This window comes from Chitinophaga sp. ARDCPP14, from assembly GCF_051362515.1.
In the GTDB taxonomy this organism is placed as follows: Bacteria; Bacteroidota; Bacteroidia; order Chitinophagales; family Chitinophagaceae; genus Chitinophaga.
Genome location: NZ_JBKIXB010000008.1, coordinates 261,352 through 278,361, shown reverse-complemented (window position 1 = coordinate 278,361; position 17,010 = coordinate 261,352). Strand labels below are relative to the sequence as shown.

The window sequence follows — 17,010 nt, the reverse complement described above, 5'->3', positions numbered from 1 at the left end:
TTATTGTTTTGATGATGGATGGGATAACTGCTTAAATATTTCGTCGAGTGCGCTTTTATCAAGGCTGATCTCCCGGAGTCGCCAGCCATTATGTACCGACACAGCAATGATCCTTTCCGTGATCTCCTGTTCACCATTGAAGTAAATGCGCAATTGTCTTTCTGTAAGAAATTCCACCTGGGTAACACCGTTAATTTTTAACAGCTCTGCTTCCACCGGGGGATTCTCCATATGCACCAGCACACTGTGTGGTTCTACATAGTTGTTAAACGTGTCCATTGTATCTGAGAAAACAATTTTCCCGTTTTCGATCATCCTGATTTCTTTACAGAGTATCTGCACTTCCGACAGGATGTGCGAAGAAAAAATCACGGCCCTGTCGCGGGCGATTTCTTTGATCAGCGACCGTACCTCTATGATCTGGTTAGGATCCAGTCCGTTGGTAGGCTCGTCCAGCACTACCAGTTTGGGCTGGTGTACAATGGCCTGTGCAATGCCTACACGCTGGCGGTAACCGCCGGAAAGGTTCCGGATCAGTCTTTTGCTGAAATGATCCACCCCGCAACGTTCCTTGGCTTCTTTTATGGAGGGTTTCATTTTATCTTTTGGCAAATGCCGCAGACCGGCGCAGTAGCTGAGGTATTCATCGACCGTAAGATCCATGTAAAGCGGCGGATGCTGCGGCAGGAAACCGATATCCCTTTTGGCCTGTTGCGGATGCTCTTTCATGTTAACGCCGTTAATATAAACATCGCCTTCGGTCTGGTTCAGTGCCCCGCATACAATATTCATGGTGGTCGACTTTCCCGCACCGTTTGAGCCCAGCAAACCGACAATACCTGTTGGGCTTATTTCCATATTAATATCACGGATGGCCCAGGAAGTACTGTACCGGTGGGACAACTTTTCAATTCTGAGAATACTTGATGCCATTTATTTTATAATTTTTTTTTGCAGATGTACAGTCTATGGATTTTGTTCCATTTCCGGGTTCTGGGTGATGAGTATATTGGCCAGTGGAAATACGTAGCCGCTGCTGTTGGGCGCCAATGTGTACGTGTTACCATTGAATGACCTGGTAACAGTTTTAGCAAACTGCGGATCCTTGTTCAGCCGGCGCTGATCAAACCAACGCAGGCCGGTGCCGAAGAATTCGCGACGGCGTTCCTCCACTACCAGTTGCAATGCTTCTGCTGCAGTAGCAGCGGTAAGGTCTGCATAATCGGCGGCCAGGAAACGGAATTTACGGAGTGTATTCAGCATACCCACAGCTTCATCTGTTTTGCCTGCACGGGCAAGGCATTCTGCTTTTATCAGCCAGGTTTCATTTACGGATAGGCCCACTGCGGGCTTATCCGGGGCGCCTGAATATTTTTCACGCGACCAGAAACCCAACCCGGTAAATGAAGGATAAAACGAAGTACCGGTTTTTACAAAAAGCTGGTAGCGCAAATCCTTTGTTCCGAGCAGGTCCAGTATTGCCTGACTTAACTGCGGAGCGCTATACATTCCACGGGGCACTTTCCGCAGCAGGATCTGCTTATCGTTGAACTGGGAAGGGAAAAAATAGGTACTTCCGGCAACGGCTAAATTATAGTCGTACAAGGTACTTGATAACGCCAGCGTACTATCAGCAAAAGCAGCGGCATTGGTGAAGTCGCGCATGTTAAGGTATACTTTGGCTAACAGCGCATAAGCCGATGCCTTATTGGGCCTGAAATTAATATCCTGTTTGAGTGGCAGCATGGGAATTGCCGCCGTGATGTCCTTCAGCACCTGCTCATATACCTGTTTCACCGTGGCCCGTTTTAAATCCACAAAAAGAGCCGCCTTTAGTAATACCGGCACAGCAGGATCGATTTCCGCAGTAGCAGCATCATACTGCTTTCCATACAGGTTAGCCAGGTTAAAGTAGGTAAAGGCCCTTTGCATCAGCGCCTCTGCCAGGATCGTTTGCTTCAACAGCTGATCTCCTCCTTTACTGTCCATTACGCCGTCAATTACCACGTTGTAAGTGTACATACCGGCATACAGGGAATTCCAGTCATTGTCCTGCATAAGATCCGTGTAAACGGGTTTACGCCAGGTATAGGTGGCCGTTTGAACAGTGTTACCTTTAATATTATCCTGGATCTCCGGCGCACGGAACTCCACGTCATCACAGCTCACAAGCGGGGCTGAACCAAAGGCGCTCTCCTGCTGATCCCGGTTATTCATCAAAGCGCGGTAGTCTTCTGTATACACCAGCACACGCTGGCCCTGTATGGGCACTTCTTCCACATATTTACGGCAGGAAACCATGCCGGCACCCAGTAATAAAAAAACAATAACTATTGTATAGTGACGCATACTTTTCGGTTTAATGAATTAGAAACTCAGTGCAACTCTGAAAGAATAATTGGTTAATGGAGGAAGCTGGTAGTTATTCCCGGTGGTATAGAGATAATCGGGGTCCAGCTTCTCCTTATTGGCTGCCCAGATCATTCCGAGGTTGCGTGCGAGCGCTGAAACGGTCAGGCTTTTCAGTCCTGCTTTTCCCAGTAAAGTAGCAGGAATAGTATAAGACAGCATCACCTGCTGCAATTTGATATTACTGCGGCTTCTTACCAACAGATCTGATTCCCTGTAACGGGCCGAGCTGGTATAGAAAGAGGTATTGTCACCGAATTCCAGTCCCGGAACATTGGTAAAAGCTTCATCTCCCGGCTGTCTCCAACGATTGGCCAGGTCCCCGTTTCTTCCTACAAAAAGGTTATTACTGAATCCGATATCCTGGATAGAAGGTTTCAGGAAAACACCACCAAAAGCGCACTGGAACTGTACGTTCAGGTCGAAGCCTTTGTATTGCACCGAGTGACTGAAACTTCCAAACCAGGGAGAAGTCGTCCGCCCGGCATAGACACGGACGTTTTCATACGGATACTCATTTACGGTATATTTCTTTGAACGGTCTTTACCATTATAAATCAATGACTGACCGGTATTATCCAATCCTGCCCAGGCGTAGGTAAACAGGTAATCTGTGGGATAACCTGAATAAAGCATCTCCGGCGCAAAGTAAGTAGTCGGTTTTTCGAAACGTGGATCTTTGATAATGTTTGTATTATAAGACATATTGATGGTGGCTGTCCATCTCCAGTTTTTGCTGAGAACCGGCACTACATTGATTCCCAGGTCCACCCCATGACCTTCCAGGTTGGCGGTATTAAATAAGGTAGATATAAAACCGTAGGTACCGTTGATCGGCAGTTGCCAGATGATATCTGTCGTATATTTCTTATAATATTCTGCAGAACCGAATACCCTGTTTTTAAAGAGGGAAAAATCGAGACCCCAGTTCATCATCCTGGTTTTTTCCCATCCAAGGTTTTCCATAGCGGGAGTGGCAATCACACCATAAGGGTAGTTGGTATAATAGTCAGCACCGAGTATATTGATAGTAGTAACCGGCGCATAACCCTGTGGCGCGTTTCCGCTGAAGCCATAGGTAAAACGTGCCGACAGCTGATCTATCCAGGTAATATTACGGAGAAATTCTTCCTTACCCAGGTTCCATTTCGCGCCGGCAGACCATAAAGGGATGGCTCTTTTACGCCGTTCCACACCCAGTAAATTATAGTCATCAAAACGTGCACTTCCGGAAACGGTATATTTATTGTCGAATGTGTAAGATCCGTTCGCGTAGTACGACAGCGCCCTGGTGGTTTTTTCTGTGACCGGCCTGGTAGTGGCGCCGATACTCTGCGTGATCCCATAGATATCTGTATATCCGACAAAAGGATTCACACTGCGAAAAGCGTTGATAGACTTATCATAACCGTAGCGCATTTCCCCGCTGTTTTTACTATAGGATTCCCTGATTTCATTACCTGCCAGTAAATTCAGCTGATGCCGGTCTTTCCAGTTCTTGTTTACATTGATCTGCCCACGCAGGTTGTAACTTCTTCCCTGTCCGTTGCCCAGATCGAGCCTGCCGCCCGGAGGCACGCCATACACACGGGTGCCCGTGGAACTCAAACTGGTAGCCTTATTCACCAGCATCCTGGCGTCGTAGCTGTCCGGTTCCCAGTACTGCTCGTATTCCGTAAACATCCTGCCTACATTTCCTGAAATATTAACTCCTAACCAGGACGTGATATTACCGTTCACCGCCAGATTCAATGCCACGTTATTAGCGGTATTATAACTGTTGGAATACTGCAGTTCGTCGATGGGAGAATAACGAAACGGAAGATATCCCTTGTTTTCAAGGTACCTGGCTGTTGACGGAATAGTCAGCAGATCATAATAAATATTGTTACCAGATGCATCTTTGAGCATATCGTAAGGCCGCATACCGCCCGACACAGTGCTCATTGCCTTTACAGCGGCGTTGTTTATCTTATCCTTTGTATTCCCGAAAGTCAGATCTGTACTGATTGTAACGCGTCCATTCAACAAACTGGAGGTGTTCCCTGCTTTGAGGGAATATCCCCTGTTCGTATTATTTCTGTAAACACGGTCTTCCTTATAAAAATAACCCGACAGAAAGTAAGAGCTGTTTACTCCGCCACCGGAAACAGAGAGGTTATATTGCTGGGTAGTGGGTGACTGGATCATGTATTTTTCCATCTGCGAGCGGTTGTCGTTTGCGCCTAACGCCGCCAGCTGTGCGTTCATCTCGGCATCTGTTATTTCTCCGCGTTTGTTCCTGAAATAAATAGCCTGCACCTGGCTGCCATTCTCCGGATAATAGCTTCCCGGTGTGCTACGGGGAACCGGATCAGAATATCTTCCTTTATCCAGCAGTTCTTTTTCCAGGTCAACGTATTGTGATACCGACATCATTTCTCCATATCCAAGAGTAGGTTTACTGCTGGTACCCATCGTAGTGGAGAAACTGAAAACCGGTTTGCTGTTACGTACTCCTCTTTTTGTGGTGATCACAATTACGCCGTTGGCTGCCTGGATGCCCCAGATAGAAGCCGCTGCCGCATCTTTCAGAAAAGTGATCTGGTCAATATCATCTGGATTAAGCAGGTCCAGCGCGCCATTGGCAATAGACACTTGCGAAGGGAATCCGTCTATGACCAGCAAAGGATCTAAACTTACTTTGGTGTACTCACTTTTAATAGTAGACAGGCCCCGGATTTTTACCGACCCGTTACGGCTTTTACCCGCCGTGGTTTTGGTGGAAATTTCCACGCCCGGCACCATGCCCTGCAACCGCTCCAGGATGCTTACTACCGGCACCTGTGCCAGCTGCTTCCCGGTAACCACGCCGAATGATCCGGTAGCCCGTTCCTGTGGAAGCGCCTGATACCCGGTATTCACCACTACCTGTATTTCCCCGAGTTTTCTGATGTCTGCATAAAGCCGGAATGTAACCGCGCTTCTTCCCTCCAGCTTTAATTCTTTTCGCTGATAAGCAATATTAGTGGCTACCAACGTAGCGTTCCGGGGCACATTTACAAAAGAGAAATCCCCCTGGATATCGGTAACGGCCATGAGCTTTGTATTGCGTACCGCCACTGTAACATCCGGTATCGGCAAACCGGTGGAATCCAGGATCCTGCCTTTCAGCAGGGGAATCACCGTAGAATCTGAAAGCGTGGCAGACTCCTGCTGATAAGGCTTTTCAGAGAGGAAGATGGTTTTACTGTCGATAGAAAAAGTTAATGGTTGGTTTTTAAATACGTTTTCCAGGAACTCCTGCAAAGGGATTTCCCTGGCGTTAATGGTAATAGGGATCGCACGTTCCATCAACCGGTCGTTGCTGAATACCACGAAACCGGTTTGTTTGTAAACGGCGTCAAAGATTTTCTTCAGAGGCATATCCTTCCCCGAAATAGTGACCGCCTGGGATAAAGATTTTGCAGAAACGTGCAGTAAGGAGGCGAAGAGGAAGAAGGTAGTAATTCTCATAATCCGCAATATTTGTATAGGGACCGGCAATAGAAATCCCTTTCGTTCTACATGAGCGATTTTTTGCATAAATTTGGTTGTGGTTTGGTTGATAAAAAATTCGTTACACCGAAATTTTAAGTTTAGCCGGCTACCTGCCGGAAGCGCTCCTACTGCTTCCGGCTTTTTGTTTTTTCGACTAACCCTGTTTGATGATCTTTTTTATGATGATGATTATTGTGTGACTACCAGTCTTTTTCCTTCTTCAATGTTCAAATGTACCCCGGTGCTGTTCAGGCCTTTGATCAGGCCAGCCAGACTTATGTTCCTGCTGATCTTTCCATAAAATTTAATATCGGGCACAGCCCCTTTGTATACGATCTCTACATCGTACCATCGTGCGATTTGTTTCATTGCATATTTCAAATCCATTCCATCGAAATCAAAAAGCCCGTTTTTCCAGGCCATGATCTTGTCGATGTCTGCATTGCTGATCACCCTGGGGGTTTCTGACAATTGCAGCTGTTGCCCCGGGCGGAGCACAATACCCTTGCGGTAGAGGTCTGACGCCTGTGGTTTCAGCGACAGTACTTTCACAGCGCCCTCCAGCAAGGTGGTATGCTGGCTTTCTTCATTTGCGTAGGCATTTACATTGAAATGGGTGCCCAGTACTTCAATACGGACATTATCCGGCACGGTTACCTGGAATGGCATTTGCGCATTTTGTGCTACTTCAAAATATACCTCCCCGGTGATCTCCACATTCCGGTGCTTACCTTCAAATACCGTAGGATAGCGGATAGAGCTGGCGGCGTTCAACCACACCTGCGTACCATCCGGTAAGCTTACCCGGAACTGGCGACCATTCGGGGTCGTAATGATATTATAGGCAACTTCATTGTTTTCTTTTCCGCCAGGGCCATACACCAGCCGGCCGTTATCAAATAAGATCCGGGTGCCGTTCTGTGTGGCCACCACACCGTTTTGCAGACTATCCAACGCTATGCGGGAACCGTCGGCTAATTTCAGGATAGCACCATTTTTTCCGGGTGCGATGTCGGTTACCGGCGCATTACCGGCAAAACCGGCAGGAGCCGGTCGTTGGGACTGGAACCAATAGAAGGTGCCTGCCATAAATATAATAGCCGCTGCAGCAGCCGCCCATCTCCATCGTTGCAGGAAATGAACGCGCTCCCCGGGGACTGGTTGTGCGTTTGGTGAATACCTGGCCAGGAACTGCGCCAGCGCTTCGTTCTCATTGTACTGGGCGATCAGCTTTACTGCCGCCTGTTGAACGGCGGCATCATTAATTTCCTCCCATACCTGCTGGTGTTGCTTGTTATCCGCCACCCATGCATGTAGCTCCACCGCCTCTTCCGGCGTCAGGGTTCCCTTTAAATGCTTGCTGAGCAGGGCGGCTATATAAAAGGCATTTGATGTTGGTTCATCCATATTGGCACGGCGCTTTCTCTTATTACGACGTGATATTCTTACCGTACCAAAGCATCCAAAAAAAAATCAGGAATGAGTTGTCATCAGCAGGAGAATGACAAAAATTTCAGGCGGGAGCCTGCGTTTTAACAGCATTATTCCCCGGGATTTCTGGTTTTTCACCGTTTGTACAGATAACCCCAGCTCACGGGCAATTTCATCGTTTTTCAACCCTTCTATATAACCCATGCGTATAATTTTGCTGCATTGTTCCGGCAGCTGGTTGATTTCATGATAAAGTTCATTGAATACTTCCAGGCGGATCATTTCAAGATCTGCAGCGGTTTCCCAGTCGGCCTGGGCGCCGAGAAATACAGCCTGGCGTTCTTTACTGTGAATGGCCACCTTTATGGAATCGAAACACGCATTGCGGGTAGATTTGAACAAGAAATCCTTCAGGTGCCGGACGTCTTCAAATGCCTGGCGCCTGTTCCATAACTTCAGGAACACGTCGTTTACCAGGTCTTTCGGATCGCCTGCTTCCTGGATAATTTTTTGTGCGAAAGCACACAAAACACCATAGTATTCCCTGAAAACAACAGAAAACGCGGCTTCATCGGCAACAGCAAGCCGTTGCAGCAGTTCTGCTTCTCCATATGGTTGGTCACGTTCAAACGATTTAATCAACTGCATCCCCGCTTATATGATATACTAAAAAAATGAATAACCACGAAGCCGGCAGTCAATGAGCGCCTTCTTTTAATTAGGATTATTCGCCATGAAAGGAACAACAGGATGGTAACCGGCATTTATTGGTTGACTTGAAAAGATGGACTCCCTTTTATTATTATGGTTGCCGCGACAGAATATCCATCTGCTTATGATAATGAACAGTCACTGTGCTGGTAAAATACTAAATTTTACCAGCCAATTTCATAAATTATTGTCAATCGGACAAATATATTACGTTCAGATGTTATTTGGATACAGCTATTCATTTTATTCATTCTGATTCCCGCCGGGTTTTCATTTTGGTTTTTTGACAAAACTATTTAATTTTAAATATCGACTGAATCCTATGTAACGACCGTAAATAGCTATTCCTAAAACCCTGCATCCTTCACCGGCTGCATAATACAGCATGTTTACCCGCTGTAAAAGTATCATTACCATAAGACATTTACCGTTACCTGAAAAACCAGTTGTTTGTAATCATTTACTCAATTAATAACCATGGAGCGCCTCACCGGTTTCCAAAAACTATCTTATATGCTGTATTGCCGTATACGGGAATAGTTCCTCCTATACACGTAAACTACCAGGCATTTTTGCAGCCCGGCAAACCACCCGCATCCGGTGGTGGTGATATCCTTTTGCATCCTCAGATAACCATTTAAAACCGAAACATATAAACTATGGAAAGCCTGCAAACAATTAAAAGTGACGATATGGTGGAGATCCAATCCAAAGCGATTAAGTTAACCCATACCGGAAATTCAATCAAAGTATTATCAAAGGAGGAGATCTTTAAACTGATAGATGTTCATGAGCCCTATTACGCCCTGAAAGAGGTACGTGTGGATGAACATAATTTTGTAACTGCCACAATAGAAGCAGAACAACCGCTGGGAGAAGAGATCTCCCCTATTGCCGCGGCTGAAGCATGCAGGCATCTTGCCATCCTGGGATCCGTATGTTGTGCACTGATCAACCCAGTAAAACAAAAACACTACTATCTTGCCCACCGGGGAACCTATAAAAGGGCCGCGGAGAAAATACATTACACCCGAAAGAAATTAGTGGCCACCGCCACGTGTACTTTTTTTAGTAAAAGAATGGCTAGCATAAAAGCCTGCCTGCTGGATGAAGACAATCAGCTTATCTGTGGAATAGAAACCAGTTTCCATGTAGTGCCCCATGCCCTCTTCGAACGGCTGTATTACAATTTCCATAAAGAAACACCTGATTTCGGCGTAACAAATCCGTATCATCAAAAGAAACCACTTTTTGATGTACAGTTTTCCGGCTTATCGGCGGCGGCCTCATTAGGTAAAATCCAGGATAATTATTGTGCAGGGCATTTCCCTCACTTCCCGGCGATGCCGGTGGCTATCCTGATGAATACGCTGCTGGACCTGGCGGCCAGGTATATTCATCACATCACCGCTGACAAATCATTAAAAATGTATGTCAGGGAAATGACGTTGTTGGCCGATAACCTGGGGTTTTCCGGGGAGGCAGTGGTACTGCATGTTAAACAGGAAGCGTATGTTGATAACCGGTTTAAGCTTCACTGTATCGCCACGTCCACTGACAATAAAAGTGTGGGCGATATTACTGTTATCATTGAAACGGTGAAAGCGTTTTAAACTTCAATCACTAAAAATATAAAAACAGGGATGGCAGTTGCCATCCCTGTATCGATCATCGCATGTGAATTGTTCAGATTACTTTCCCCCGTTGTATAGCCCCAGTATTTTCGAAGCATTCCCGTTATAAATCTTTTCCAATACTTCATCCGGCAGGTACAATCCATAAATCATCCAGCGCGCCTGCATATGATGACTGGGCGACGGATCTATATATTCATCCTTTGTTTCCAGGAAACGGTAATAAATACGATAGGCTGCTGCATCACAAGGTGTGTCTGTGCCAAACAATACCCTGTCCTGGTATTTGATCAGGAAATCGCGCGCGGTATACGGTTGTCGCCCAAGCTCACTGATGCGCGCAGAAATCTCCACATATAAATTGGGATATTTATCCAGCCAACCGGATACCCGCTCCAGTTCCTCCGGCAGGTTGCCTACATGCGCGCCGATAAAAATAGTTTTGGGATGACGTGCAATGATATGATCACGTTGCGTGAGTATGGCCTCTTTGGAGGGAAACTGCGGCCCGTAAAAGGACCAGTCCGGGTGCGCGCCCAGCTCATCATACCGTTCATTATAGCGGTCTGCCGGCGTAAAAAAAGCTTTTGGATCAGACACGTGTATCAGTACCGGAATTCCGAGCTCACCGCATTTCTCCCAGAAGGGATCGATGCGCGGATCATCTACCGGCACCAGCTTCCCGCTTTTGTCCTTTATGATCAGCCCAAGTTCCTTGGCAATTTTTACACCGCGGATGCCCATCTTCACGGCTGCTTCCAGTTTCTTCCCCTCTTTTATACCAAAATCGGGTTCATCGATCCGGCCGAAGTCGGGCCGGAAAAATACGAGGAACCTGTCTTTTGATACGGCTTGTGAAGCCTTCAGATGATTCAGGTATTTATCACCGGCAGAATAAGCATCCAGGCTTACGCATTTTATCACGCCGGCTTTATCCATCTCCGACAGGTAGTGCGCGGTATTTTTTAATTCGCCCAGGTGGTTGTGAATATCTATCACCGGGAACTTCGGCTTCATCACGCTGGTTTGTTTCACTACCAGCTGACTGCGTGGCTGCCAGTCGAGCAGTTTAAGGTCGCCTTTTTGCGCGAGCAGTATCACGGGCAACAGCAACAAATGAAGCACCGCTATCAGGCGGCTGACATTTTTTTTCATGTTCATTTTTTTTCGTCATTTCAGTTCATATACGCGTACGTAATCAATAACAAAATCTGCCGGGAAGATGGTAGGATCAATGCCCTGTTCTCCGCCCCAGTCACCGCCAATAGCCAGGTTCAGCAAAAGGTATTGTGGCACATGATAGGCCCATTTGCCTTCGGGTACATCTTTCTTTTCGTAAGAAAAATATTTCTGGTCATCAAAGAAAAAATCGATCCGGTCCTTATACCACTCAATGGCATACACGTGAAAGTTCTCCCAGGGTTTTTCCACGGTGATCTTTCCGCCACGGCTGCCGCCATCATAACCCGGATGGATGTTGGCATGGATGCTGTTGGGATCATGTCCAACAAATTCCATGATGTCAATTTCAGAATACACCTGGGTAGAATCACCGGGACCCCAGGCCATGTTATTACCCAGTGTCCAGATAGCCGGCCACACGCCCCTGCCATGTGGCAGTTTGGCCCGCACTTCCACCCTGCCGGTAGTAAATTCAAAAATATCTTCCGTGTTGAGGCAGGCAGACGTAAACTCTCCCCCGCTGTCGGAAGTAACGAAGCTGGTGCCGCCCTTGATCAAACGCAGCGGCTCTTCCTTGATCGCCCTGATGATCAGGTTCCCGCCTTCCACATGTGCATTTTCGTAGCGGTTTTTTGTGTAATACTGCGCTTCGCGATGTCTCACAAAACCTTCTTCATATCGCCATTTTCTGGGATCCGGATGCCCGGTATAATTAAATTCATCCGACCATACCAGCTTGCCCTTTTGCGCAAAGGCAATAACCGGCATAACAAAAAAGATACAGGCTACTAATTGTTTCATCATCTTCATACTATTAAAAATTTAAAAATTGATTTTATTCAAATACCAGGTAACCGAATTTTTCTATGTCATGAAAACTCTTCCCGGTCAGCTGCCACGACCACTCCGCTTCCCCTTTGTCGTAGTCTACCCGGTACAGGTTTGCCTTCCAGGTAGTTCCCCTCCGGGGAGGAATATTTTGCAATGGCCGCAGGAGTTGAAAAGGAATAAAGAATTCTGCTGTCCAGCTTTTGATTGCAGCGCCGCTTTTCTTTTTGCCTCCCTGTACGGTGGTGGCGTGCTGTGTTTTCCTGTCGGCATCATAATGAAATGGCTGCCAGCGCACCAGGTCGCCCTGCTGGTTGGATATCAGAATAGGCAGTTCATAGTTCAGCGGAGAAATTTCATATTCAAAATAAGCCGGCTGCAACGTGTCCGGCCACAGGAATACTTCGGCAACGTCTTCTGTCCACAGATCCAGGAAATCTGCCTGCATGGAGGCGCTGATCCGTTGGTCCGCGCAATCGAAGAGGAAGTATATCCCGTTGGGTGAATACAGGGCCTTTACTTTTGTTGATGCAGGCGACTGCCCGCTGCGTTGCGGCAGCGTGATCCATGCCGCCTTGGTCCAACCCGGATGACTGCCCTCGCCGGTTACCTTAAAGTCGCTGGTAGCGGCTACTTTCAGCACCGCGGGTTGCTGCGCAGCTAATGACATGCTGCAGCAGATCCCTGCAAGCACCAATACCCGTTTACAATATAACAGCATGATCATGGATTCTGAGTGAGATTAGGATTAAGGCCGGTTTCGCGTTCGGGAATATAATTGATCACCTGCGGGTCTGTTGGCTGGATGGTTTGATCATATTGATTGCTGCCATGAAAGCCGGGATAGGCACGCACCATGGGACGGTTGTTGCGGTACAGGTCATAAGGCCGGTGTGCTTCAAACGCCAGCTCCAGGCGGCGTTCTTCCAGCACTACATCCAGTACAGACGCGCGACCTTTCAGATTGCCGGTAGTATATAACGCGGCACCTGATAAACCGGCGCGGCGGCGGATCAGGTTTACATCGTCAATGGCGGCTTGCGCATTACCCAGTTTGGCATTGGCTTCTGCGCGGATCAGGTACATCTCCGCCAACCGCAGGATGACAGGTGAACTCAGGTTAGCCACTCCTTCCTGCCAGTTGTATTTGTTGATAAAATATACCGGCGTCTGGTTGCGTAATTGCATGTTCCCATTCGCATCACGCTGTGGCTCTACAAAGCTGTGGCGCACATCCTCGGGATTCTGGTCCAGCAGCTTTACAAAAGCAAGAGAGGCGTATACCTCTCCCCAGCCGGTGGATTGTGTAACCGGATCATTATAGTACATGGAGCCGATCGCATCTTTACCCCGGTCATCTGCCACCGTATGCCTGATAGCAAATATCGTCTCGGGATTTTCTTCCGGTATTACGCGGAAATACGTTTTATAAGGCTGGGTTTCCATCAGGCGATAACGGTTGGAGCCGATCACCTTATTGGCATATAACAGGGCATTGGCGTTATCTTCCATGTACAGGTACACACGCGATAATAACGCCTCCGCCACTTCTCTGGATGCAAAGGCCGCACTTTTATTTTCTTTCATTAACGTGGCTGCATGTTTGAGATCGGCTATCACAAACGCATATACGTCTTTTACGGAACTCCTCGCAGGGCGGTCATCTTTTGTATTGTCTTTGATCACCACGCCGGGATTGTTGCCCGCGCCCTGCGGGTAGGGTCTTCCAAAAAGACGTACCAGGTCGAAATGCGCCATGGCCCGCAGGTACAGGTTTTCTCCCTTCAGTTGGTCCAGCTGCGGGGAAGTGCCATCATTTATTCTTTCAATAATGGCATTGGCAGAATAGATTACTTTATAAGCGCCCTGCCAGAACTGTTCGGTGTTTCCCATTCCCGGGAAATGAGTATAGGTATAGGTATAAAATACCTGGTCGCCCGTAGCGCCGCTTAATGCCACATCATCACCAGGATATTCACCCAACTGGTTGAGGTTTTTAGTGTACATCCTGTCTACCAGCCCGGAATAAACCCCATAGGTGGCTGTCTGCAGGTCTTCCGGCGTTTCCAGGGCCGCATCGTCCGATTTACCGTTATAAGGCTCCAGGTCTTTGCTGCAGCTGCCGGTTATGACTATAATAGCGGCAGCGAGTGTATAATATTTAAAGAGATTTCTTTTCATAGCTGCTGTTTTTAAAAGGTGACATTAATACCAAACAGGACTTTCTTCGCCAGCGGATATTTGGTGCTGTTCTGCTGGAAATTGTTACCGCTTTCTCCTGCCGGCTGCGAATACGGGCGCAGTCCCATTTCAGGGTCCATACCGGAGAAACGGGTGAGCGTCCAGAGGTTATCGCCGCTGATAAATATCCTTGCATTGTTCACCTTTATCCTTTGCAGGAAAGATTCCGGCACATCGTAAGAAAGGGTGATGTTGCGCAAACGCAGGTAGCTGCCATCTTCCAGGAACCGGGATGATTCCAGGTCAGAGTTTTTATTGCCGCCGTATACTGCTTTGGGATCTGTGGCAATGTCCCCCTCTTTCTGCCACCTGTTATGGTTTTTAGGCAGTACCCTTGAATTGGAAGTGGGCTCGCTGCCATCGTTCGTGTTTTCTTCATATACCTGGTTGCTGTTTACAAAATTGAAGAAGGCGCTCAATGTTATTCCTTTCCAGGAAAAGCGGTTGTTGATACCACCGGTAAAATCGGGCGAAGCGCTGCCGATGTACTGCAAGGTGGCATCGTCATATGAATTAGTGGTACCAATGGTTTGCTTGCCGTTGGCGTCTGTGCTCACTACTTCCCAGAGCGGGTCGCCGTTCTTCGGATCTGCGCCTGCCCATTTGCGCATATGCCAGCTGTACAGATCGCGGCCTTCGCTGATCCACTGCAGGGATGAATAAGGAATGTCTTCATGGTTGTTCAGCTTCAGCACCTTGTTCCTGTTGATGGAAAGGTTGAAGCTGGTTTCCCATTTAAAGCGGGCGCCATTTATATTTTTGGTATTCAGGTTGAACTCTATTCCCCTGTTGCGCACAGAGCCTACATTGCGGGTAACATAAGCATACCCGCTGGTGTAAGGAACCGGTACATCCAGCAACAGCGCACTGGTGGTTTTATCGTATACATCTACGGTCAGGGATATACGTTTTAACAGGTCTATATCCAGCCCGATGTTGGTTGTCTTTGATTTTTCCCAGGTGAGATCAGGATTTTGTAAAACAGATGGCACAGAACCCGGGTTGGATGCATACTGCGAGGTGTATGCATAAATGCCTAACGATTGGTAGTCGCCGATTTCCGCATTACCGGTAATGCCATAGCTGGCCCTGATCTTGAGCTGATCAATGAACCGTTGCCCTTTCATAAACGATTCGTTGCTCAGTATCCAGGAGCCGCCTAATGTGTAAAAGCCCGCCGAGCGGTGATTGGCTCCAAAGCGGGACGACGACTCATTGATGTATGCACCGATGAGATTATACTTTTCGCGGAAGGTATAATCGACCTGCACCAGTCCTTTTGTAAAACGGCTCTCAGACTTGCTGCCGGGGCCAAAGGGCGACTTCTGGATGTTAGCCGCTGCATCCATGATATGCAATCCTGCCGGGATCTTGTTGCCATACAGGCTGTTGTTTTCAAAATAGTTCTTCTCTCCTTCCGCCACCGCTATGGCACTCAGCGCGTGTTCGCCAAAGGTGCGCTGGTAATTAAGGCGGTTGGAGGTGATCAACCTGTTTTCATAGCTGGAGTTGTTATACATTTCCCCCAGTCCCCTGCCTGCTTTGGAGCGCACATCATAATACAGTTCACTTCGCAGGTTGGAATAACTTACACGGTTATACGAAGAAAAGGTGAGATGTGGTGTGATATAATAATCAAGATTGATATCGGCATAGGTGATCAGCTGTTTTCCTTTATCATAATTGAATTGCCATCCGTGGAGGAAGTTGTCGTGTTCCCGGCCTATCCATCCTTCTTCAGTCCCCATCTTTATGGAGCCATCTGCGTTATAGGGATTATCCCAGGGCAAATTGATTTTCGACAATACCAGTGCGCCGTAATTCCCGGAAGCTTCATTTTCAAAATTGCGGGAAGCTGCGTTGATCCTGGTGCTTAGCTTCAGCTTCTCATTGATGCGATGGGTGATGTTGGCCCGCAGGTTGTATACTTCGTTACTGGTATGCCTGATAATACCATCTTCTTTATAATAATTTCCGGAGACATAAAACTGCGTTTTTTCAGATCCGCCGGATACAGATAACAGGTGATTCTGGGTAAGCCCTGTGCGATAAGCAAGGTTCATCCAGTCGGTGTTCTGCGACAGCAAGCTGGCAGGACGATCCCTTGCAAAATCGGCGGGAGCAAAATAACTTTTCTGGTAATCATACAGCTGCTGGCTGTTCATGAGCTTCATATTGCCCATGCTCATTTTATTGAAGCCAACGCTGGAATTCAGGCTGATCTGTGTTTTACCGGCCTGGCCTGATTTGGTGGTGATGATGACTACGCCGTTGGATGCCCTGGCGCCGTACAATCCTGCTGCCGCGGCATCTTTCAGGATGGTAACGGAAGCAATATCGTTCGGGTTGGCGGTACCGCCAATGATACCATCTACCACGTACAACGGTCCGGAACCGGCGGTGATAGAACTGGATCCGCGGATGGTAACGTTAGCGGCTACACTGGGATTACCGGAGGCGTTTTGTACCACCACTCCGGCTACCTTTCCCTGCAACAGGCTGGCTACGTTATTGGAGGTGACATCATTTAATTGTTTCCCGGAAACTACGGCCACAGAGCTGGAGATCTGCGATAACCGTTTCGAAGTATAACCGGTTACCACTACTTCATTCAGGTTGGCATTTTCAGCTTCCATCTTCACCGCTATCCTGCTGCGGCTATTCACCGGCATTTCCTGCGATGCATATCCCATGGCCTTAAAAACGAGGTTCCCTTTTGCGGGTGCCTTTACCTGGTAATGCCCCGTGGCATCGCTGGCAGTACCCGTTTTCAGGGAAGGCACGTATACGGTTACACCGGGAAAAGGATTTCCTTTTTCATCCGTGATCAGGCCGGAGACGGGGATCAGCGTATCCTGCCGCAGTTGCGCATTGGCAGCGGCGCTTTTTTGTCCGCTGAAAACAAGCAGTAACAGGATCAGGCACACATGACAATACAGGTATTTTCTTTTAGCGTCGTTGCGCTGTCTTTTGGTTGACGGCCCGGTCAACGGGCCCTTCTTCATACATTGGAAATACATACGCTTACGGTATTAGGTAGTCTGTAAATAGTTGA

The 17,010-nt window shown here is 47.7% G+C and carries 11 protein-coding genes; 1 reads left to right on the top strand and 10 read right to left on the bottom strand.

Features of this window, described 5'->3' with window-relative positions:
- The 5 genes from ACLHR0_RS22325 to ACLHR0_RS22305 form a co-directional block, all read right to left on the bottom strand.
- Positions 1-933, bottom strand: coding sequence for an ABC transporter ATP-binding protein (locus ACLHR0_RS22325; protein ID WP_436489632.1), 933 nt, complete (start codon positions 931-933; stop codon positions 1-3).
- Positions 934-966: 33 nt separating this feature from the next.
- A complete protein-coding gene (locus ACLHR0_RS22320) occupies positions 967-2,349 on the bottom strand; it encodes a RagB/SusD family nutrient uptake outer membrane protein (RefSeq protein WP_436489630.1) in 1,383 nt (460 codons plus the stop codon).
- An 18-nt stretch (positions 2,350-2,367) separates the two neighbouring features.
- A complete protein-coding gene (locus ACLHR0_RS22315; RefSeq protein ID WP_436489628.1) occupies positions 2,368-5,904 on the bottom strand; it encodes a SusC/RagA family TonB-linked outer membrane protein in 3,537 nt (1,178 codons plus the stop codon).
- A gap of 213 nt (positions 5,905-6,117) precedes the next feature.
- A complete protein-coding gene (locus tag ACLHR0_RS22310) occupies positions 6,118-7,335 on the bottom strand; it encodes a FecR family protein (protein ID WP_436489626.1) in 1,218 nt (405 codons plus the stop codon).
- Between the two features lie 66 nt (positions 7,336-7,401).
- Positions 7,402-8,007: an RNA polymerase sigma factor gene (locus tag ACLHR0_RS22305; protein ID WP_436489624.1), complete on the bottom strand. Its 606-nt coding sequence runs from the start codon at positions 8,005-8,007 to the stop codon at positions 7,402-7,404.
- 722 nt (positions 8,008-8,729) lie between these two features.
- On the opposite strand from ACLHR0_RS22305, the gene ACLHR0_RS22300 reads away from it, so the two are divergent.
- The gene (locus ACLHR0_RS22300) at positions 8,730-9,683 is read left to right on the top strand and encodes a hypothetical protein (RefSeq protein WP_436489622.1); all 954 of its coding nucleotides are present in this window, start codon (positions 8,730-8,732) and stop codon (positions 9,681-9,683) included.
- Positions 9,684-9,761: 78 nt separating this feature from the next.
- Here ACLHR0_RS22300 and ACLHR0_RS22295 read toward each other — a convergent pair whose 3' ends face one another.
- The 5 genes from ACLHR0_RS22295 to ACLHR0_RS22275 are packed head-to-tail and all read right to left on the bottom strand — an operon-like array spanning position 9,762 to position 16,975.
- On the bottom strand, positions 9,762-10,859 hold the full coding sequence (locus tag ACLHR0_RS22295) for an amidohydrolase family protein (RefSeq protein WP_436489620.1): 1,098 nt from the start codon (positions 10,857-10,859) through the stop codon (positions 9,762-9,764).
- A gap of 15 nt (positions 10,860-10,874) precedes the next feature.
- Positions 10,875-11,690 carry a glycoside hydrolase family 16 protein gene (locus ACLHR0_RS22290; protein ID WP_429065173.1) on the bottom strand — a complete coding sequence of 272 codons (816 nt, stop codon included), beginning with the start codon at positions 11,688-11,690 and terminating at the stop codon, positions 10,875-10,877.
- A gap of 31 nt (positions 11,691-11,721) precedes the next feature.
- Positions 11,722-12,441 carry a carbohydrate-binding family 9-like protein gene (locus ACLHR0_RS22285; RefSeq protein WP_436489618.1) on the bottom strand — a complete coding sequence of 240 codons (720 nt, stop codon included), beginning with the start codon at positions 12,439-12,441 and terminating at the stop codon, positions 11,722-11,724.
- On the bottom strand, positions 12,438-13,895 hold the full coding sequence (locus tag ACLHR0_RS22280) for a RagB/SusD family nutrient uptake outer membrane protein (protein ID WP_436489616.1): 1,458 nt from the start codon (positions 13,893-13,895) through the stop codon (positions 12,438-12,440). Before ACLHR0_RS22280 ends, ACLHR0_RS22285 begins: the two co-directional genes overlap by 4 nt.
- An 11-nt stretch (positions 13,896-13,906) precedes the next feature.
- Positions 13,907-16,975, bottom strand: coding sequence for a SusC/RagA family TonB-linked outer membrane protein (locus ACLHR0_RS22275; protein WP_436489615.1), 3,069 nt, complete (start codon positions 16,973-16,975; stop codon positions 13,907-13,909).
- Positions 16,976-17,010 lie beyond the last annotated feature (35 nt).

Excerpts from the sequence above, each read along its gene's own strand:
- ACLHR0_RS22325 (WP_436489632.1), bottom strand. The coding sequence starts at position 933 with ATGGCATCAAGTATTCTCAGAATTGAAAAGTTGTCCCACCGGTACAGT.
- ACLHR0_RS22320 (WP_436489630.1), bottom strand. The coding sequence starts at position 2,349 with ATGCGTCACTATACAATAGTTATTGTTTTTTTATTACTGGGTGCCGGC.
- ACLHR0_RS22315 (WP_436489628.1), bottom strand. The coding sequence starts at position 5,904 with ATGAGAATTACTACCTTCTTCCTCTTCGCCTCCTTACTGCACGTTTCT.
- ACLHR0_RS22310 (WP_436489626.1), bottom strand. The coding sequence starts at position 7,335 with ATGGATGAACCAACATCAAATGCCTTTTATATAGCCGCCCTGCTCAGC.
- ACLHR0_RS22305 (WP_436489624.1), bottom strand. The coding sequence starts at position 8,007 with ATGCAGTTGATTAAATCGTTTGAACGTGACCAACCATATGGAGAAGCA.
- ACLHR0_RS22300 (WP_436489622.1), top strand. The coding sequence starts at position 8,730 with ATGGAAAGCCTGCAAACAATTAAAAGTGACGATATGGTGGAGATCCAA.
- ACLHR0_RS22295 (WP_436489620.1), bottom strand. The coding sequence starts at position 10,859 with ATGAAAAAAAATGTCAGCCGCCTGATAGCGGTGCTTCATTTGTTGCTG.
- ACLHR0_RS22290 (WP_429065173.1), bottom strand. The coding sequence starts at position 11,690 with ATGATGAAACAATTAGTAGCCTGTATCTTTTTTGTTATGCCGGTTATT.
- ACLHR0_RS22285 (WP_436489618.1), bottom strand. The coding sequence starts at position 12,441 with ATGATCATGCTGTTATATTGTAAACGGGTATTGGTGCTTGCAGGGATC.
- ACLHR0_RS22280 (WP_436489616.1), bottom strand. The coding sequence starts at position 13,895 with ATGAAAAGAAATCTCTTTAAATATTATACACTCGCTGCCGCTATTATA.
- ACLHR0_RS22275 (WP_436489615.1), bottom strand. The coding sequence starts at position 16,975 with ATGTATTTCCAATGTATGAAGAAGGGCCCGTTGACCGGGCCGTCAACC.